The sequence below is a fragment of the Dyadobacter diqingensis genome (assembly GCF_024220585.1).
In the GTDB taxonomy this organism is placed as follows: domain Bacteria; phylum Bacteroidota; class Bacteroidia; order Cytophagales; family Spirosomataceae; genus Dyadobacter; species Dyadobacter diqingensis.
Window position 1 is genome coordinate 329,920 of the sequence record NZ_JAMXKF010000003.1, and the last position, 17,143, is coordinate 347,062.

General features: G+C 44.3%; 12 protein-coding genes. 4 read left to right on the top strand and 8 right to left on the bottom strand.

Annotated elements, in window-relative coordinates; genetic code table 11:
- Positions 1–163 precede the first annotated feature (163 nt).
- From M1L62_RS10575 to M1L62_RS10595, 5 genes are all read right to left on the bottom strand, one after another.
- On the bottom strand, positions 164–1,798 hold the full coding sequence (locus tag M1L62_RS10575) for a glycosyltransferase family protein (RefSeq protein ID WP_254413005.1): 1,635 nt from the start codon (positions 1,796–1,798) through the stop codon (positions 164–166).
- Positions 1,799–1,870: 72 nt separating this feature from the next.
- Positions 1,871–5,032, bottom strand: coding sequence for a T9SS type A sorting domain-containing protein (locus M1L62_RS10580; protein WP_254413006.1), 3,162 nt, complete (start codon positions 5,030–5,032; stop codon positions 1,871–1,873).
- 104 nt (positions 5,033–5,136) lie between these two features.
- Positions 5,137–6,144 carry a GTPase ObgE gene (gene obgE / locus M1L62_RS10585; protein WP_254413007.1) on the bottom strand — a complete coding sequence of 336 codons (1,008 nt, stop codon included), beginning with the start codon at positions 6,142–6,144 and terminating at the stop codon, positions 5,137–5,139.
- Positions 6,145–6,264: 120 nt separating this feature from the next.
- Entirely contained in the window at positions 6,265–6,837 is a 573-nt protein-coding gene (locus M1L62_RS10590; protein WP_254413008.1) for an adenylate kinase, read from the bottom strand.
- A 156-nt stretch (positions 6,838–6,993) separates the two neighbouring features.
- Entirely contained in the window at positions 6,994–7,782 is a 789-nt protein-coding gene (locus M1L62_RS10595) for a T9SS type A sorting domain-containing protein (RefSeq protein ID WP_254413009.1), read from the bottom strand.
- 199 nt (positions 7,783–7,981) lie between these two features.
- Between M1L62_RS10595 and M1L62_RS10600 the strand changes: the two genes are divergently transcribed.
- Together M1L62_RS10600 and M1L62_RS10605 are read left to right on the top strand one after the other, a co-directional pair.
- On the top strand, positions 7,982–9,802 hold the full coding sequence (locus M1L62_RS10600) for a sensor histidine kinase (protein ID WP_254413010.1): 1,821 nt from the start codon (positions 7,982–7,984) through the stop codon (positions 9,800–9,802).
- Between the two features lie 118 nt (positions 9,803–9,920).
- Positions 9,921–12,551 (top strand): valine--tRNA ligase, encoded by a 2,631-nt coding sequence (locus M1L62_RS10605; protein WP_254413011.1) that lies wholly within the window; start codon positions 9,921–9,923, stop codon positions 12,549–12,551.
- An 86-nt stretch (positions 12,552–12,637) separates the two neighbouring features.
- Here the strand turns inward: M1L62_RS10605 and M1L62_RS10610 are convergent, their stop codons facing one another.
- Positions 12,638–13,213, bottom strand: a complete 576-nt coding sequence (locus M1L62_RS10610; protein WP_254413012.1) for a hypothetical protein — start codon at positions 13,211–13,213, stop codon at positions 12,638–12,640.
- A gap of 10 nt (positions 13,214–13,223) precedes the next feature.
- Entirely contained in the window at positions 13,224–13,796 is a 573-nt protein-coding gene (locus tag M1L62_RS10615) for an outer membrane beta-barrel protein (RefSeq protein WP_254413013.1), read from the bottom strand.
- A gap of 188 nt (positions 13,797–13,984) precedes the next feature.
- Between M1L62_RS10615 and M1L62_RS10620 the strand changes: the two genes are divergently transcribed.
- On the top strand, positions 13,985–14,560 hold the full coding sequence (locus M1L62_RS10620; RefSeq protein WP_254413014.1) for a Crp/Fnr family transcriptional regulator: 576 nt from the start codon (positions 13,985–13,987) through the stop codon (positions 14,558–14,560).
- Here the strand turns inward: M1L62_RS10620 and M1L62_RS10625 are convergent, their stop codons facing one another.
- Entirely contained in the window at positions 14,561–15,862 is a 1,302-nt protein-coding gene (locus M1L62_RS10625) for a DUF3472 domain-containing protein (RefSeq protein WP_254413015.1), read from the bottom strand.
- A gap of 259 nt (positions 15,863–16,121) precedes the next feature.
- On the opposite strand from M1L62_RS10625, the gene fbp reads away from it, so the two are divergent.
- Positions 16,122–17,117, top strand: coding sequence for a class 1 fructose-bisphosphatase (gene fbp, locus M1L62_RS10630; RefSeq protein ID WP_254413016.1), 996 nt, complete (start codon positions 16,122–16,124; stop codon positions 17,115–17,117).
- Positions 17,118–17,143: the final 26 nt, after the last annotated feature.

The following is a 17,143-nucleotide window of genomic DNA, read 5'->3' on the forward strand; positions in this document are numbered from 1 at the left end:
AGAATTAAAAAGTATTCAGGTTATGACAACTTTGTAAATAATATCGACCTGGAAAATGTCTGAAAATTCTGGCAAATTTAAAGATTTGTTCTGGTTTTGAGATACTTCTTTTTTGATGTAACTGTTTTTAATTAAAAAGAGGTGCCTGAAAACGCGGATTCAACTATTTCTTAACGGAAAAAACTGTATTTATTTTATAACCCATCGGGGCAATATTGTAGATTTCTTTGTCTAGGCTGTCCGTAATGTCGATATGTTTGCCTGTGAGTATATCATGATCGCCAAATTTATAATTGGTGATGTAATAATCACTTTCTTTCAATGATTTTTTAAAGACGATTCGGTTACGCTCCTTCGGAGGCAGAAGCCTTTTATTCATCGTCATGGGTTGGTTTCCAATACGGATGTAAGCAATTTTGATGGTGTCCTTATCTGAATTTTTACAAAGCCATTCCAAAGATTCTTTATAAGAATGTCCCCAATAATCGAGCTCATAAGCGGTTTGCGGATGTTTATTAAACATGCTGAAATAAACCTGTTGCTGCGGGTGCATTTTTATAATGATGCCGACATAGAACAAAAGCACCGCTGCCCAGGCCAGTTTTGCATATAACGCATATTTCTCGGAAACTGCTTTCACGATAAAATACCCGCCTAAGGTCGCGAGATACGATATAAAGGCGTGCAGGTAAAAAAGGTGCCGCCAGCCGTCATAAATAATGGACTGAAGGAAAATAATAGAGGCAATAGGCAGGATCAATGAGGCAATGACATATAAATCAATGAAAGGAATCGCCGCAAAGTTCCGGCGGATAAACTCTTTTCCAAATGAAAATAATGTGACAGCGCCCGCGATAAAACCAAGGAAAAGATAAAAAGGCGGAATCGTTATCAACAGCCACACCGGTACATAGTGCCATGGAATCTGATCGCGGTTAATAAACTCACCACGGTAAAGCATAGGGCTATCCTGGCGGACAAAATGTGCCATCAGTCGTAATGCTTCGAAAAATCTTGAAAAAGGGCTTTCCCATAAAAACGGCCAGAGCAGATAAATGAAAACCGATGCCGAGAGGAGGTAAGCTCCGACAACCAGCAGACTGGTTTTAATAGCGGGCTTTTTTATAGTAAAAAGAAGGTAGGCTGCAATAAAGGCCAGGGAAAGCGCAACTGAAATAATACCCATCAGTCGTATCGAAATCAGAAAACCTGTTGACATGCCGTGAAAAAATGCATGTTTAAAAGTGAATTTCGAAAACAGAAGCGAGAGCGTATAAGTGTTGATTACAAAAAATGCCAGGAAGATAATGTCCTTGGAATTATAAAAAGAATCAGCAAATATTCTTGGTGAAAGCAGGTAAATGGAGGTACCCAGTAGGGCGATAACAATACTTTTTACACGAAGCTGAACGAGTTTGTAAAAAAAGATAGCTGAAAGCCAGAAGACAAGCCAGGTGATGATGTGGCGTAAATAGTAAGCGGACCCATCCATGTCCAGATATTCGTAGACAATCGGTTTGATGAATGCCAGTTCTGCACCTGCGAGGATAATCTCGAACAAACTTCCATATTCATGGTTAATGAACGTACTGAAGTCTTCAATCTGATTGCTGATCGGGATGGTGAAAGGCTGTCCCAATATGTTGTTGACGTACTTTAATCCGACAAGCCCGAGCTGCCGCATGATGGGCTCATCCCATGTGACGCCGTAATCCTTGACTATAAAAATTCCAATGAAAAACCATATAATAAAGTAGCCGACAGGGGCTATCCAATTCACGCGTAAACGACTTTCCATAGTGGAGAATGCAATTTTTATACAAAAGGAACTCTAAACTGGTCAGGAGCAAGCGCACTCGGTACTAAAATGTTATTGGATTATACTAATTTTTTTCGTCTTTTTGAAATCCCCCGACTGAACTGACAAGATATACATTCCATTCGACAGTAAAGACAAATCGATAAATCTTCTTTCATTAAAACTTATCGAAGTGTAGGTTCTTATCAGCCTGCCACTCAGGTCGAAAACCTGTACTGTGGCATCTTTAAGGTCCTCAATTGTTTCAACTGTAAACGACCCTGTATAGCTTGGATTTGGATAAACACTAAGGGATCCGCCCTGTGTATCCAGGGTAAAAATAAAGGGCTCCGAAAAGTCAGAAAAACAGGTCAGCGTCGGACTGTAAATAACGGTGTTGTTCACCACATAAGACCCTGACTTTACTGCTTTCAATGTGGTTCCGTTTTCGGTAAGATTGGCGCCGTTGAGCTGCCATACGTGGTTTCCGTCATTGATATTGTTTTCGGCCATCAAAGTGAAAGTTCCTACCTGCCTGATCATCGGTTTGGAAGGCAGTGGTTTTACATCCACCACAATTTCTTTTGAATAAGGAGAAAAACAGCCCTGATTATCCTGAACACGGGCTTTGTAATCACCTGACTTTCTAACTTCAAGCAGACTGTTTTGCTCCCCCGTATTCCAGAAGAAAGCCGCACCGTTTGACGCACTAAGCGTCACTTTATCTCCATCGCAGAATGAAACAGGGCCAAGCGCCTGAACAAGCGGGGCAGGAGGTAACGCTAATACGTTGATTCTTATCGCATCCGACGGGTCGGAATAACAGCTGAACTCGTTGATGGTTTTTACGGAATAATCGCCTGAAACGTTGGTGTTGATCGCCTTCGTTTCTGCTCCGGTGTTCCATACATATTTTGCAGCATCGTTCGACTGCAGGTTAATACTTGCATCGGCACAGAAAGTTGTAGGGCCGCTCGCGGTAATAACAGGCTTTGGAGGCAGTGGGTTGACAACCACTCTGATCCCGCTTGAGGGAACAGACAAACATCCGTTGGCATCTTTTGCGGATAGCGTATAGTTGCCCGAAGTCCGAACCTCAACGTCGCGGTTGGTGCCGCCGTTGCTCCATTGATATGCATAGGTTTCGCTTCCGCGCAAAGTCGTGTAGTCGCGGTCGCAGAAGGTTGTTGGTCTAAGGGCGCTGATGGTCGGGGTTGGAGGCAAGGGGTTAACCTTGGTCGTGATGGGGTCCGATGTGGATTCACAGCCATTTCCATCACGTTGCATCAGGCTGAATGTACCTGTTGTTGTAATGGTGATTGTTTTTGAGGTTGCATTTGTATTCCAGATATTGCCGCTGTCATAACTGGATGTAAACACTACGTTTTCGCCTTCACAAAATACAGGCGACCGGCTGAGGCCAATGACTGGTTTGGCCGGCAAAGGGTTAACTTTTACCGTAACAGGATCGGAGTCAGGAGAGAAACATCCGAAGTTATCCACTGCCTTCACGGTATACTGGCCAGATGTTTTGATGGAAACGGTCGCGTCTGTCGCGCCGTTTGACCAAGCACTTTTCACTATTGAACTTGATTTCAGACTGACAGCACCGCCATCACAAAATGTAAGTGCTCCCGTAACGGCAATACTGGGTTTGTCCGGCAAAGGTGAAGTCAGCACTTCAATCGCGATGCGGGAAGAACTGGTTTCGCAGCCATACGCATTTTTTGTTGTGACAAAGTATTCACCGCCGGTGCTGATGGTTATTCTGTCTGCCGTCTGCCCCGTATTCCATTTCAGATTTTCTGTTGTATTCGAAATTAAAGTAGCGGTGTTTCCTTTACAAACCGGATTGCTACCCTGAAGTGTGAGGATAGGCTGTGCGGGCTGTATGCTTTCGTTAATTCTTAATTCAGGCGAAAAGATCACGTTGTTATGGCCGTCTCTCGCCCGGGCACGGTAGGTTCCGTTTCCAACCTGTATGCTGCTTGCATTTTGTCCGTTCGTCCAGTTGAAAGCCGAATAACCATCTGTATTTACGGATAATTTCAGGTTATTGTTCCCGGCACAGGAGGCCGATAGTTTCAAAGGACTTACTGCCTTATAAGGCTCCGACCTTGCCATAAAATCATCGTTGATCTGGGCGCTCCATGCTTCTGCAAGTTGAACCAGACCGTCGCCCTGAAAGTGAACACCGTCAATACGGGGAACCTGCACGGCATCCGTATTGGGGCCTGCAAATACATTTGGTACAGATGAAATTACCTGTTTTTGTCCCGCCGTCGCTTTGGTGTTTACGCCTGTGACGTTGCTGTAAGAAGTAAGGCTGACCATCCAGGACAGATTTTTGCCCGATTCGTTACGTGAGCTCTGGATAACAGTGGAAAGATCACTGAAGTAAGAAGCCGTTGAACTGCTCTGGTCAGTTATTTCCGCTTCTCCCTGGAACCATAACACAGCGCGGATGCCGGTAACAGGGACATAATATTGAAGAACAGACCGAAGGTTGCCATAAGGTGCACCGTTTGGATAAAAAGCCTCTCCATTGTAAACCGAATAGGCTGTACCATTGATACTTTCCCGCCAGTTTTTCACTGCCGAGCCATACCAGCCGATGTTGTAAAATAAAATCGGGACGCCAAACCGGTTTGCTAACAAATCCCCCAGTTTTCCCCACGACCAGGCTGAATTTCCGCGTGGTGCGATATAAGAATCTGCATCTAAATGGGAAAAAGTCGGTGCGGATAAATCACTGTTGGGTTGTCCTTCGTTGTAATAACTTATGCAGTTCACACGGTCGTCACCTGCGCCGGGACCACCGTAATTTTTATATCCCTGTGCGTTGGATTGCCCGCTGATCAGGAAAACTTCACCAATACCGACCTTTGATACCTGTGCTGAACCCACAAGCTGGTCGCCGTTCCATCCGCGAACCTGAAGTTCGTACCATCCGCCTGTTGCGTCAATGCTTCCTGAATACACCCCTCCCTGAACATTGGACTGAATGGTTGTCCAGTTAGTGGAGTTGCCGCCGTTTATCGCATTGAGTCTGGCTTCCACACGGTCGATAATCTTGGTATAACTGCCCGCGATATAAACCGTTGCATTGTTGCCTTTGTCACGTTGAAATACGGCTCTGTTGGCCGGATAGTCAATATTTATTTGTCCAAAAACGGGAAGTAAACCCAGACATAATAATAGTGTGGTGCAGAAAAACGATAAATTAGGCTTCATGGAAATCAGGACAACGCAATGGCTATGGCTTCTTGAACGCAAAGAAGGGCCTAAATGGTTGTTTTTAAAAATATGTATCTCTTAATTTATTTAACGGGAAATTGTTATTCAACGGGATTAGCCTCGTTGAGCAACTCCCAGATTTTATCTTTCAGCTGATCAATCCCTTCCTGAGTCAGCGAAGAAATGAACGTGCAGGAAATATCCTTTGGTAGTTTTTTTGCAATTTCTTCACGTTCCTCATCAAATAACATATCCATTTTGGAAATTGCGAGAAGCCGGTGTTTGTCCAAAAGCGACGGATTGTAAAGCTGAAGTTCGTTTACAAGTGTATTGTATTCGGCTTCAATGTCTTCGCTGTCTGCCGGGACCATGAACAGCAGGATCGAGTTTCTTTCGATGTGGCGAAGGAAACGCAAACCAAGTCCTTTTCCTTGCGAGGCACCCTCAATAATTCCCGGAATATCTGCCATTACAAATGACTTGTAATTACGATAGGCAACGACACCAAGATTGGGAACAAGCGTCGTGAACGGATAATCCGCAATTTCAGGACGTGCTGCCGAAACCACAGAAAGTAATGTTGATTTTCCGGCATTCGGGAAACCCACCAGACCGACGTCCGCCAATACTTTCAATTCTAGGATAATCCAGGATTCCACCGAAGGGTCACCCGGTTGTGCGTGCTGAGGCGTCTGATTTGTGGAGGATTTGAAATGATCATTTCCCATTCCGCCTCTGCCGCCTTTCATCAATATCACTTCCTGTCCATCTTCTGTTATTTCCAGCAACTGCTCTCCGGTTTCTACGTCACGGGCAATGGTTCCCAGCGGAACTTCCAGGATAATATCCTTTCCGTCAGCCCCTTTTCGTCTTCCACCTTCACCACCTTTGCCGTCGAATGCGCGGATGTGTTTTGTATATTTTAAATGTAAAAGTGTCCAGACCTGTGTAGTGCCTTTCAGGATCACGTGACCGCCACGGCCTCCGTCTCCACCATCCGGACCACCTTTTTCGACGTGTTTTTCACGACGAAAGTGTAATGCTCCCGCGCCACCTGCACCGGAACGAACATTTATTTTTACGTAATCTATAAAGTTGGAAGATGCCATACCCTGCTGCCGTTGTTAAGATAAAATGAGAAGTGTAATTTACGTTCGTGTATTTACAGCAAAAAGGTGCAGAAATCAGGCCCTAAAAACCTCGTTTTCCACACCTCTTTGAAATTGATATTATGCTTGCTCGATAGCCTCTGTAATGCCTTCGAAAATCGTTTCGATCTCACCGATACCATTGATTGCTATGTATTTTCCTTGTGCCTGGTAATAATCCGCCACAGGTTTTGTCTTGCTGTTGTATTCCTGAATGCGCTTGCTGATCAGCTCTTCATTCTGGTCGTCAGGTCTGCCGGAAGTTTTTCCTCTGTTTAACAAACGGGCCAGTAACTCGTTGTCGTCAACAACCAGTGCCACCATCACAGAAATGCTTTCGTCATAAGTTGCCAATAGGGCATCCAATGCTTCGGACTGCGCTACTGTTCTCGGAAAACCATCAAAAATAAATCCCGGCGCGCCTTTGTGTTCCTTTAGTTTGTTATCGATCATCCCGATAACAACTTCATCAGGAACCAATAAACCCTGGTCCATTAAGGTTTTTGCTTTAAGCCCTAGTTCGGTACCTCCCTGAATTTCAGAACGAAGCAAGTCGCCGGTAGAAAGGTGAATGAGTTTGTATTTTGCTATAATTTTCTCACTTTGGGTGCCTTTTCCGGCGCCCGGAGGACCAAATAGTATAAGATTCAGCATAGTTGCTTAATGAAACAAATTTTGGACAAAATGATGATTTGGCCACAAATTTACAATTACTTAATACATGTAGGCGCTATTGTCTCGTTTTTTTCCAATAAAAAATCCTCTTAATTATTACTAATCAAGAGGAATAACCCGAAAAAGGCCAAAAAATCAGGGGATAATAACCCGCTTCACGGCACCATCTTCATTTTGTGTAACTGTCACAAACAGAGTTCCTTTTATATTTTTCTTCACGTCAATTTGCCCGACAAAATCTCCGCTGAAATCTTTGATTTCTTTGCGTCCGACTTCCTTACCTTTTGTATCGGAAATAATAATATTGACGTCACCTTTTTGCGGAACAAAGAAACGCAGGTTAAGTACGCCATTATCAGGATTATTCGGATAGGCCGATAATTCGCGGACGGTGGAAGCCTTGGCCGATTCACTATTCCAGAAGTCTCCCATGCGTTCGCCGACACGGTTTCCAAAATCTTCCATATCCCGCATCATGATCTTGGCTTTTGGCCTGAACTCTCTTTCAAAGTTTCGGGTCTTACTCCGCAAATCATCGAAATTGAAATCTTTGTTAAAATTGTATGCAAAAACATCGTCGTCACCCGATTTTTTATGAATTTTCATGCGGCGTCTTTGTTCGTTTTTATTGCCGTTTCCATCGTCAACCGTTATGGTCACCTGGCTTTTTCCATTGGAATCGACTTTCAGAGAATCCAGTGCTTTGTCGACAAAATCTTCTCGCTCGCTGTCAGACATATCCGGAAGTTCATACTTCTTTTCGATCGTTTTGGCTTTATCATCCTTATCTTCGATAACTTTAATACGGACGGTCGTTTTTTTCTGCGGCTCCTTGTCGGACTGCGCCACGGCTTTTTCTGCAAAAGAAAGCCCGCTGATGACCAGTGCAGACAAGGCTATTCGGGATAGGATGTTTGGCGTCATGATGTTCTATTGTTTTGTTTGTGAGATGATTACAAATTTAACTCCTGCCTGAATTGAAACGCTGTTAAATTTTGTTAAAAAGAGAAACGGGTATCCGGGATACACTAAATTTGTTGAACAGAATAAAGTCGCAGGAAAAATAACAATGTTGCATGAACAATGTTGCACGAACAGTTTTGCGAGGAAGATCTAAATAGCAATGACGAAGCGGAAGATTCAGATAATTATTGGTTTAATGTGCCTGGCATTGATCGGCCTCATCGGTTTTCAGTGGTACTGGATCCGTGAAGCCATCGCGATCCGGAATGAGCAGTTCAACAATAAAGTAGCCGAGTCGGTACAGGAAGTGGTGCACCGTCTGGAAAAACAGGAAATGATGTACCTGCTGCAACAACGCATTGAAACTGAACAGCAAAAAGATAAACTGAACCGGATCACGCAGCTTAGAGAGATGCCGGTGAAGAGGACGGCTTCGCAGCATAACGAGAAAAAACGCGTCTCGGCGGCTTCAACGCCACCCAACATTCAGGTTTTTATCGGCCCGAACGGAGAAGAAATACATTACCAGGTTTTGGCCGAAGCGGCGCCGTCAGATGTGCTGAGCCCCAATTTCAGGGTGATGGTCGATCATCAGCAACAAATTATCGAGGAGTTTTTTCAGGCGCAGCGTTTCGGTGCGGAGGGCATGGACGAGTTTATGCGCAGAAGGATGGATGATGAAAGAAAACTGGGCAATGCTTTTCAGGAGGTTTTTCCAAATCAAAAAAATGGCGCAAGGAATCAGGGAAGGCGCGATTCTCTTAATCGTGCGACGGAATACAGGAGAGCTTATCCGGGCGGCGACAAATCCGGAAAGTTGACCGGCACGAAACCACTTATCAACGGAAAAGCAAAGGATCTCGACCGGGCCGATCTTTTGCGTGAGGTTATGAAGGATCTGATGTATACCAAAAGGCCTATTCAGGAGCGTGTGAACCGGTTTTTGCTGGATACATTGCTGAGAAAAGAGCTGACGGAAAACGGGATTACTTTGCCTTATGAATTTGCGGTGCAGGGTAATGTTAATAATGGGATGATTTTTTCAACGGCGAGCCTGAAATCAAACGAATGGCAGCAGCGATCCTACAAAGCCTCGCTTTTCCCGAACGAAACGTTGCAGGGCAATAACCTGCTTTATGTCTTTTTCCCCGATCAGCAGAAATATATTTTGAGCAACATGGGTGTGATGTTCGGTGGTTCGGGGATTCTGATCGTTGTGATCATGGCCTGTTTTTACATGGCCGTTTCCACAATCCTGCATCAGAAAAAGCTTTCTGATATCAAAAACGACTTTATCAACAACATGACCCATGAATTCAAAACGCCGATTTCTACCATTGCCCTGGCAGCGGAAATGGCGCAGGAGAATTCGCGCTCATCCGGGACTGAGGTTTCACCCCGAATGACACGTTATCTGGGCATTATCAGGGAAGAAAATAAACGGCTTGGCACCCATGTTGAGAAAGTTTTGCAAATGGCCCTTTTGGATAAAGGACATGTGAAACTGAAACGCAGCGAAGCCAATATCCATAATCTGATTGAAAAAGTACTGAACAGCCAGAGTGTGCAGATTGAACAGAAGGAAGGAGAGCTGGACCTGGAATTTGAGGCCGTTCACGAAATGATTTCCTGTGATGAAGTGCATATTGCCAATGTGCTCAATAACCTGGTTGATAACGCGATCAAATATTCTCCTGATAAACTTCATCTGACGGTCAGAACGGAAAATGAAAATAATGGTGTTTCCATTTCCATCGCGGATCATGGCCTGGGCATGAGCAAGGAACAATTGCTACGCATTTTTGACACATTTTACCGGGTGCCAACCGGCAATGTCCATGACGTAAAAGGTTTTGGTCTTGGCCTGAGTTATGTAAAAAAAATGGTGGAAGCTCACGAAGGAACTGTGCAGGTGCAGAGCCGGCCGGGGCATGGAAGTACTTTTAAAATCTGGCTGCCGATTGCTCCTTCGGAAGCATAAAAATTGTCCCGGCAAGCATTAATCTCCTAACATTCACGTGAAAATATCGGTTTCAAGTGATAACTTGCCATCTTTTTAAGACTGCAATTGTTATCAACGCCCATATTTTACAAAAAGAATGATCTCCAAAACCTACGCGCCGCAAGAGATAGAAGATAAATGGTATAGCTACTGGATCGAAAACAAATATTTTAATTCCAAGCCAAATACTGATAAGGAACCTTATACCATCGTGATACCGCCACCTAATGTGACAGGCGTGTTGCACATGGGGCATATGTTGAACAATACCATTCAGGATATTCTGATCCGTAAAGCGCGGATGGAGGGTAAGGAGGCTTGCTGGGTGCCCGGAACGGATCATGCTTCCATCGCGACAGAAGCCAAGGTGGTGGCGATGTTAAAAGAGCGTGGCATCAACAAACGTGATCTTTCCCGTGACGAATTCCTGGAATATTGCTGGGAATGGACGCATAAATATGGCGGTATCATTTTGCAGCAGTTGCGTAAACTGGGTGCTTCCTGCGACTGGGACCGTACCAGCTTTACGATGGATCCGGATCTTTACGATTCCGTTATCGACGTATTTATTGACCTGTACAAAAAAGGGGATATCTACCGCGGTCACCGTATGGTAAACTGGGATCCGCAGGCACGTACAACGGTTTCTGATGAGGAGGTAATTACAAAGGAAGTTAACCAGAAACTGGTTTATATCCGTTACGACCTTGTTGGCGGCGCAGAAGGAGAAGGTGTGGTTATCGCGACAACCCGTCCGGAAACCATCATGGCCGATGCGGCGATCTGTGTGAACCCGAATGATGAACGTTATCAGAATCTGATCGGAAAACAGGTAAATATCCCGTTGATTAATCGTGCCATTACCGTCATTGCGGACGAATATGTGGAAATGGAGTTTGGTACGGGTGCGCTGAAAGTGACGCCGGCACATGATACCAATGACTATGAACTGGGTAAAAAACACAACCTGGCGATCATCGATCTTTTGAATGAGGATGGAACGCTGAGTGAAAAAGCACAGATTCTGGTTGGAGAGGACCGTTTCGTTGCCCGTAAGAAGATCATCAAGTTGCTTGAAGAGTCAGGAAATCTGGTAAAAAGCGAAGAATATAAATCGAATGTGGGGCATTCGGAGCGTACGAACGCTGTGATTGAGCCGAGAATTTCGGAACAGTGGTTTTTGAAAATGAGCCGGTTGAGCGAGCCTGCTCTGGAAAATGTCATGAATGATACGATCCAGCTTATTCCGCCAAAATTCAAAAATACGTACCGTCACTGGATGGAAAACGTGCGCGACTGGAATATCAGCCGTCAGCTTTGGTGGGGACACCGGATCCCGGCCTATTATTTACAGGATGGCACGGTGATTGTTGCCAAAAGTAAAAACGAAGCTTTGCACATCGCGCAGCATGAGTATCAGCTTTTTGCTTTGACAGAGGAAGATCTTACGCAGGATGACGACGTACTGGATACGTGGTTTTCTTCGTGGTTGTGGCCGATTTCGGTTTTCAACGGAATAAAAAATCCGGATAATGAAGAAGTTAATTATTACTATCCGACCAATGACCTTGTAACGGCTCCTGAAATTCTGTTTTTCTGGGTGGCACGTATGATCATTGCCGGTTATGAATACAGAGGCACTTATCCGTTCAAGAATGTATATCTGACGGGTATCGTTCGTGATAAACAGGGACGGAAAATGTCGAAATCGTTGGGTAATTCTCCGGATCCGATTGACCTGATTGAGAAATATGGTGCGGATGGAATTCGTACGGGTATGCTTTTCAGCTCGCCGGCGGGTAATGATTTGCCTTATGATGAAAAACTGATTGAGCAGGGACGGAATTTCTGTAATAAAATCTGGAATGCATTCCGTCTTGTAAAGGGATGGAGCGTAGATACTTCGTTAACGACACCGGAAGGTTCAGCCCTTGCCGTTAACTGGTTTGAAAGCAAACTCAACCAGACGCTGGCCGAAGTTCAGGATCATTTTACCAAATTCCGTATATCAGATTCCCTGAATGTGGTTTACAAACTGATCTGGGATGATTTCTGTGCGCAGTATCTGGAAATGATCAAGCCTGGCTTTGAACAGCCGATCGATGCAAAAACATTTGAAGCAACGCTTGAATTTTTTGACAAGCTGATGCGTCTGGCGCATCCTTTCATGCCGTTTATCACAGAAGAAATCTGGCAGAATATTCGTGAGCGTCAGGAAAAGGAAAGTATTTGTGTGGCCGAATTCCCGACGGTTGGCGCGGTGGACAACAACTTGCTGGCAAATTTTGAAGTTCTGTTTGAGCTGATATCTGCCGTTCGGAATTTGAGAAATACCAAAAATATCAGTCCGAAAGTAGAACTTCCTTTGGCGGTGAAAAGTGATCAGCCGGAGCTTTATAAGGGACTGGAAGCCTTGGTGAGAAAACTTGCCAACGTGGCCAAAATTAATTTCGTGACCGAACAGGCACCGGGTATGTCATTCCTGATCCGTTCTGACGAATTCTTTATCAATCTGGAAGGAGAAATTGACGTTGAGGCAGAGCGTGAAAACCTGCAAAAAGAACTGGAATACACGCAGGGCTTCCTGAATTCGGTTGCTAAAAAACTCTCGAACGAACGTTTTGTACAGAATGCGAATGCGGATGTTGTCGAGAAAGAAAGACAAAAACTGGCTGACGCAGAAGCGAAGATTGTCACGCTGAAAGAGGCACTGGTTCGTTTAGGTTGATTATAGAAATAAAAAATTTTTCCGGAAGGGTTAGCTGTTATGTTGGATAATTAACCCTTCCGGATTAAAAATGGAAATCCTGTTGATCAGAATTTACCGCTGATTCCAAAATTCAATATTCCTTTATATCCATATCCCAGTTCTGCAAATACGCCTACTGTTTTACCGAACCTTATACCCAACGGAGTTGCCTGAAAAGTCATAGCCGCATCGGAATAGGTCTCATCCGGATACAAAATGGATCGCTCCTCTTTGAAATAACTTCCAAGGCCGGCGAGGCTGTATACTGCTATATTGGGTTTGTGATAATGGTGGAAGACACACTCAAAGGCCATCACAGCCGATTTGCTTTTATAGCCGTACCTGCCGCTTCTATCGTGTTTTTTGTCATAAGTACGACTTCTATAACCGGTTGTAACGCCTAGCGAGAATTTGGGTTTAAGCCTGTATCTGTATGAAATATTCAGAAAAGTTTTAGGCTCAATACTCGTGGGTGACCACCCAAAAAGTACATTGACAAAATTTTCCAACATATGAGGTATCACGGCTTCATCGGAATGCAATCCCACCCCAATCTGTATTTCATGTTTACCGGTTGTTTGTGCCGGAACATCAAGTGCTGCCAAAATCAGTACCGTACTCGTAATCAGATTTCGTATCATGGTTGTGTATTTAAAATTTAATACTAAACCCGGTATTCAGTATGCCCTTATACCCGTAACCCAGCTCTGTAAATACGCCTAGCTTTTTTCCAAATCGAATGCCGATAGGTGTTATCTGCGCAGTGGCTCCATTGGTGGTGGTCGCTGAATGATAACTGTCTACCGAGGCGCGCATGGTATAAAACCCAAGTCCGGCCGTTGCGTAAAGTTTAATTGCCGGCCTTTTTAAATAGATCCATGTTACTTCGCCCGCCACGGTCAAAGTTTGCGCTTCAAGCCCGGTGAAATCCGTATACCGAAAGTTGCTTTCATGGGCATGGCCGTTAAAACCCGTAGCTGCCCCGACAGCAATTCGATCCGTGACGAAGTATTTATAGCCAGCAAAAAAAGCTCCCCGGCGGAGGGTCAGGTCCCGGTTTCCATGGGGACCTTTGTCTGAAAATCCGAGCCAGATATTTCCGAACGTGTTCTCGGAGGGCAGAATGGAATAGCTCGCTGAAATTTCACTCCTGCCTTTATCCTGAGCCAGGCATGGGTATGTGACGGCGGCCATTAATATCATTTTGGATATAAATCTGTTCATGGTCTACTTTGTTGGTGAGTATTATTTTTATTCAATACAAAGTAAGTTCTATCATATAAATCTATATCTTGTTCTATGACAAGGATTCAAGTTGTTCTACGACAAGATTTTGACTTGCAGCAGGACAACAACTGGTAAACTCACCGCTGATTTATGAGATAATGGAAAGCTTTAAACCCTTGCAGAACATGCTGGAGGCATCGAAGTTCAATCTGACACCTTCGGTAATGGAGCGGATTCAGGAAAATTTCGGGTCTTTTACCATTCCCAAAGGCCGGGTTTTGGTCGATCTTGGACAGGTAAGTCCTTCCCTTTATTTTATCCAGAAGGGTGTGATGCGGACTTATTATCTCAGAGGTTCTGAGGATATTACGTCGCTGCTGGTTTCGGATGGTGATGTCGTCTGCATCGCAGAAAGTTTCTTTTTGCAGAAACTATCCAAAGAAGTTTTAGAAACGCTGGAAGACACAACGGTTTATTCGATTTCTTACGATGTTTACCGGAAGCTGATCGAGGAGGATGTGCATATGGCCGGCCTGGCTGTAAAATTGCTCGAACAGCATCTGGTCAATTTCACAGACAAGGTGAAAGTTTTTAAATACTTATCCGTGGAGCAGCGGATTGAATATTATATCAATCATCCTTCGTCCGTTTTCCGGCGCATTCCCGATCATTACATTGCTACCTATCTGGGCACTACAGGCGCGACTTTCAGTCGTTGTCTGAAAGCCATTGGCCCGGAGCGCTTCAAACAGGTTCATTAATCAGGGTAAAAGATTAAAGTCAATATTTGGCATTTGCCCGGATCGTTCCCGGATAAATATTTCGTTGATCGTTGTCAGTTCGTTGAAAAAACCGCAATTTTTTAAGAAGAAATAATTATTCTCCCTGCCTCCGGCGTAGTCAAGACGATAACCCTTTCTGGCCGTGGCGTCTGCTGTAAATTTTGCCTGATTCAGCTCAGTCCATTTCCCGGCGGTATTCCCGACCCATTGATTCCCAAAATAAACCATCCGGCCTTTGTCACCTGTTTCGGGTATGAAATTCTCCAAAAAGGAATGAAACTTTTTAAGATACGTATGGGTCTTCGGACGCTTGAAACTGGCAATAAGTTTCCACTGACCCTCTTCCGGCGCGAAAAAGTAGGCCGTGTAAGTGGTGGTGCTGTCGCCGGACGGTTTTCCCTGTAACAGAAATTTATAGGTATTGCCCGCCTTCCAGTTGTATTTCAAATAACTCTGGCCGCCCGAACCTTCATTGCCAAATTCACCCGTATGAACGTCAGCACCCTTTTTTAGCATCATAATCTGTTTGTCTTTTGGGATCGATTTAGGGTCATCCGTGTGAAAAGGGCTCCATACCGAAAAGAGAATCCGGCGTTCGGTGGGCGAGTTAACCTGCATGCCAAAATAACCCTCGCCAAAGCCGTTTGCCATAAAATAAGAACCTGTCACGTCCTCTTTTTCCGGGACTTTTACCTCGTTATAAAACCATTCGATGTCTTCATCAGCGGGGAGCGGATAATTGAGGTGAACCGATGGTCCGCGCCTTCCCCAATAGAAAAAATTATCCTGATTGTTTTTAACGAACGCAGTTTCACTTGCTGCGTCGCCTGATAAAATCCATTCATTCAGCTCGGCAAATTCTTTACCTGATTTGGAAATCCCCTGCAAAGTGAGTTGCAGATAACCGGTTTTTTCAACGTCCCAGATGCCCAGATCGTAAACTTTTTCAGGGCCCGTTATTTCTATTTCTTTTGATTTATTTAAAAAAGAAACACGGATTTTGCTTTTTCCTGCCGGGACAGAGGCTTTTAGCGAAATGCTGACCTTACCGGTTTTCGCAAATTTGATATAGGTCTGCGAAAGCGCTTCCGGGCTCGTCCACTGTGTTAAACCTGCTTCGGAAATTTTTTCAGTTTTTCCCTTAGTTACCCAGGAATTACCCCCAATCGGGACATTGATCTGGCTGGAATCCTTTGTGGTTGTTAATTTATTTTCAGCAGCTGCACTTTCTGAAAATGGGAATTTGAATAGTGATAAAACGATAAAAAGTAATTGATACATGGGTTCAGGTAGGATATGATATTTTTTAACGTGTAAAAATAGAACAAGTTTGGGATAAAAATATATGTGTATTTTATTCATGAATGTCGCGTGACGAGCGATTAATTCATTCACCCTGAATGACGTATATAGGTAATTTTCTACTTAAAAAATATATTGCATAACCTGCTGATTTTTCCGAAAAGTGTTTGAAATTTGATACATCAGATGGTGAATTGATATATTGATAACTTGTTCATATTTTAGAAAAATGGGTGTTATGGAGTCAAAAACTGCTCAGGAACTGGCTTTGCCAGTGGGTGTTACACTGGACCGGTTTATTATGCACAGTCAGAGTGCCTTTCCTTATGCAACGGGAGAGCTGTCACAGTTGCTGCGGGATATTGCGCTCGCGGGTAAAATCATCAACCGTGAAGTGAATAAGGCAGGGCTCATTGATGTGACCGGAGCGAACGGGACAGAAAATGTGCAGGGTGAAAATCAGCAGAAGCTGGATATTATTGCCAATATCCGATTTATCCGTGCCCTGAAAAACGGGGGAGAGGTGTGTGCCATTCTTTCCGAGGAGGATGAGGATATTATTCATACCGGCAACGATCATGGAAAATATGTAGTGGCTATGGATCCGCTGGATGGCTCTTCCAACATTGACGTCAATGTTTCGATCGGGACTATTTTTTCTATCTACCGACGTGTCACTCCCATTGATTCTCCTGCTACCATCGACGATTTTTTACAGGGTGGTCGCAAGCAGGTAGCCGCTGGGTACATTCTTTACGGCTCTTCGACCATGCTGGTGTATTCCACCGGTGACGGGGTAAATGGCTTTACCTATGATCATTCGCTGGGCGAATTTATTCTATCACATAAAAATATTATTTCTCCGGTTAACGGGGTTATCTATTCCGTCAACGAAGGGAATTACAACAGCTATCCGGCGTCGACACAAAATTATATAACCGACTGCAAGAGAAAATCTTACAGTGCCCGGTACATCGGGTCGCTGGTTGGAGATTTTCACCGGAATCTGCTGAAAGGCGGTATTTATTTGTATCCGTCTACTAAAAAAGACCCGAAAGGAAAGCTGCGCCTGCTTTATGAATGTTATCCGCTGGCATTTATTGCGGAGAAATCAGGTGGCAGGGCAAGTGATGGTTTCCGGGAGATTCTGGATATTGTCCCTTCCGATTTTCACCAGCGTTCACCTATTTACGTAGGTTCTGTCGCGATGGTTGATGAAGCTATAAAGGCGTAAGTTATGGAAGCTCATTTTTGTTTTCG

Excerpts from the sequence above, each read along its gene's own strand:
- M1L62_RS10575 (WP_254413005.1), bottom strand. The coding sequence starts at position 1,798 with ATGGAAAGTCGTTTACGCGTGAATTGGATAGCCCCTGTCGGCTACTTT.
- M1L62_RS10580 (WP_254413006.1), bottom strand. The coding sequence starts at position 5,032 with ATGAAGCCTAATTTATCGTTTTTCTGCACCACACTATTATTATGTCTG.
- obgE (WP_254413007.1), bottom strand. The coding sequence starts at position 6,144 with ATGGCATCTTCCAACTTTATAGATTACGTAAAAATAAATGTTCGTTCC.
- M1L62_RS10590 (WP_254413008.1), bottom strand. The coding sequence starts at position 6,837 with ATGCTGAATCTTATACTATTTGGTCCTCCGGGCGCCGGAAAAGGCACC.
- M1L62_RS10595 (WP_254413009.1), bottom strand. The coding sequence starts at position 7,782 with ATGACGCCAAACATCCTATCCCGAATAGCCTTGTCTGCACTGGTCATC.
- M1L62_RS10600 (WP_254413010.1), top strand. The coding sequence starts at position 7,982 with ATGACGAAGCGGAAGATTCAGATAATTATTGGTTTAATGTGCCTGGCA.
- M1L62_RS10605 (WP_254413011.1), top strand. The coding sequence starts at position 9,921 with ATGATCTCCAAAACCTACGCGCCGCAAGAGATAGAAGATAAATGGTAT.
- M1L62_RS10610 (WP_254413012.1), bottom strand. The coding sequence starts at position 13,213 with ATGATACGAAATCTGATTACGAGTACGGTACTGATTTTGGCAGCACTT.
- M1L62_RS10615 (WP_254413013.1), bottom strand. The coding sequence starts at position 13,796 with ATGAACAGATTTATATCCAAAATGATATTAATGGCCGCCGTCACATAC.
- M1L62_RS10620 (WP_254413014.1), top strand. The coding sequence starts at position 13,985 with ATGCTGGAGGCATCGAAGTTCAATCTGACACCTTCGGTAATGGAGCGG.
- M1L62_RS10625 (WP_254413015.1), bottom strand. The coding sequence starts at position 15,862 with ATGTATCAATTACTTTTTATCGTTTTATCACTATTCAAATTCCCATTT.
- fbp (WP_254413016.1), top strand. The coding sequence starts at position 16,122 with ATGGAGTCAAAAACTGCTCAGGAACTGGCTTTGCCAGTGGGTGTTACA.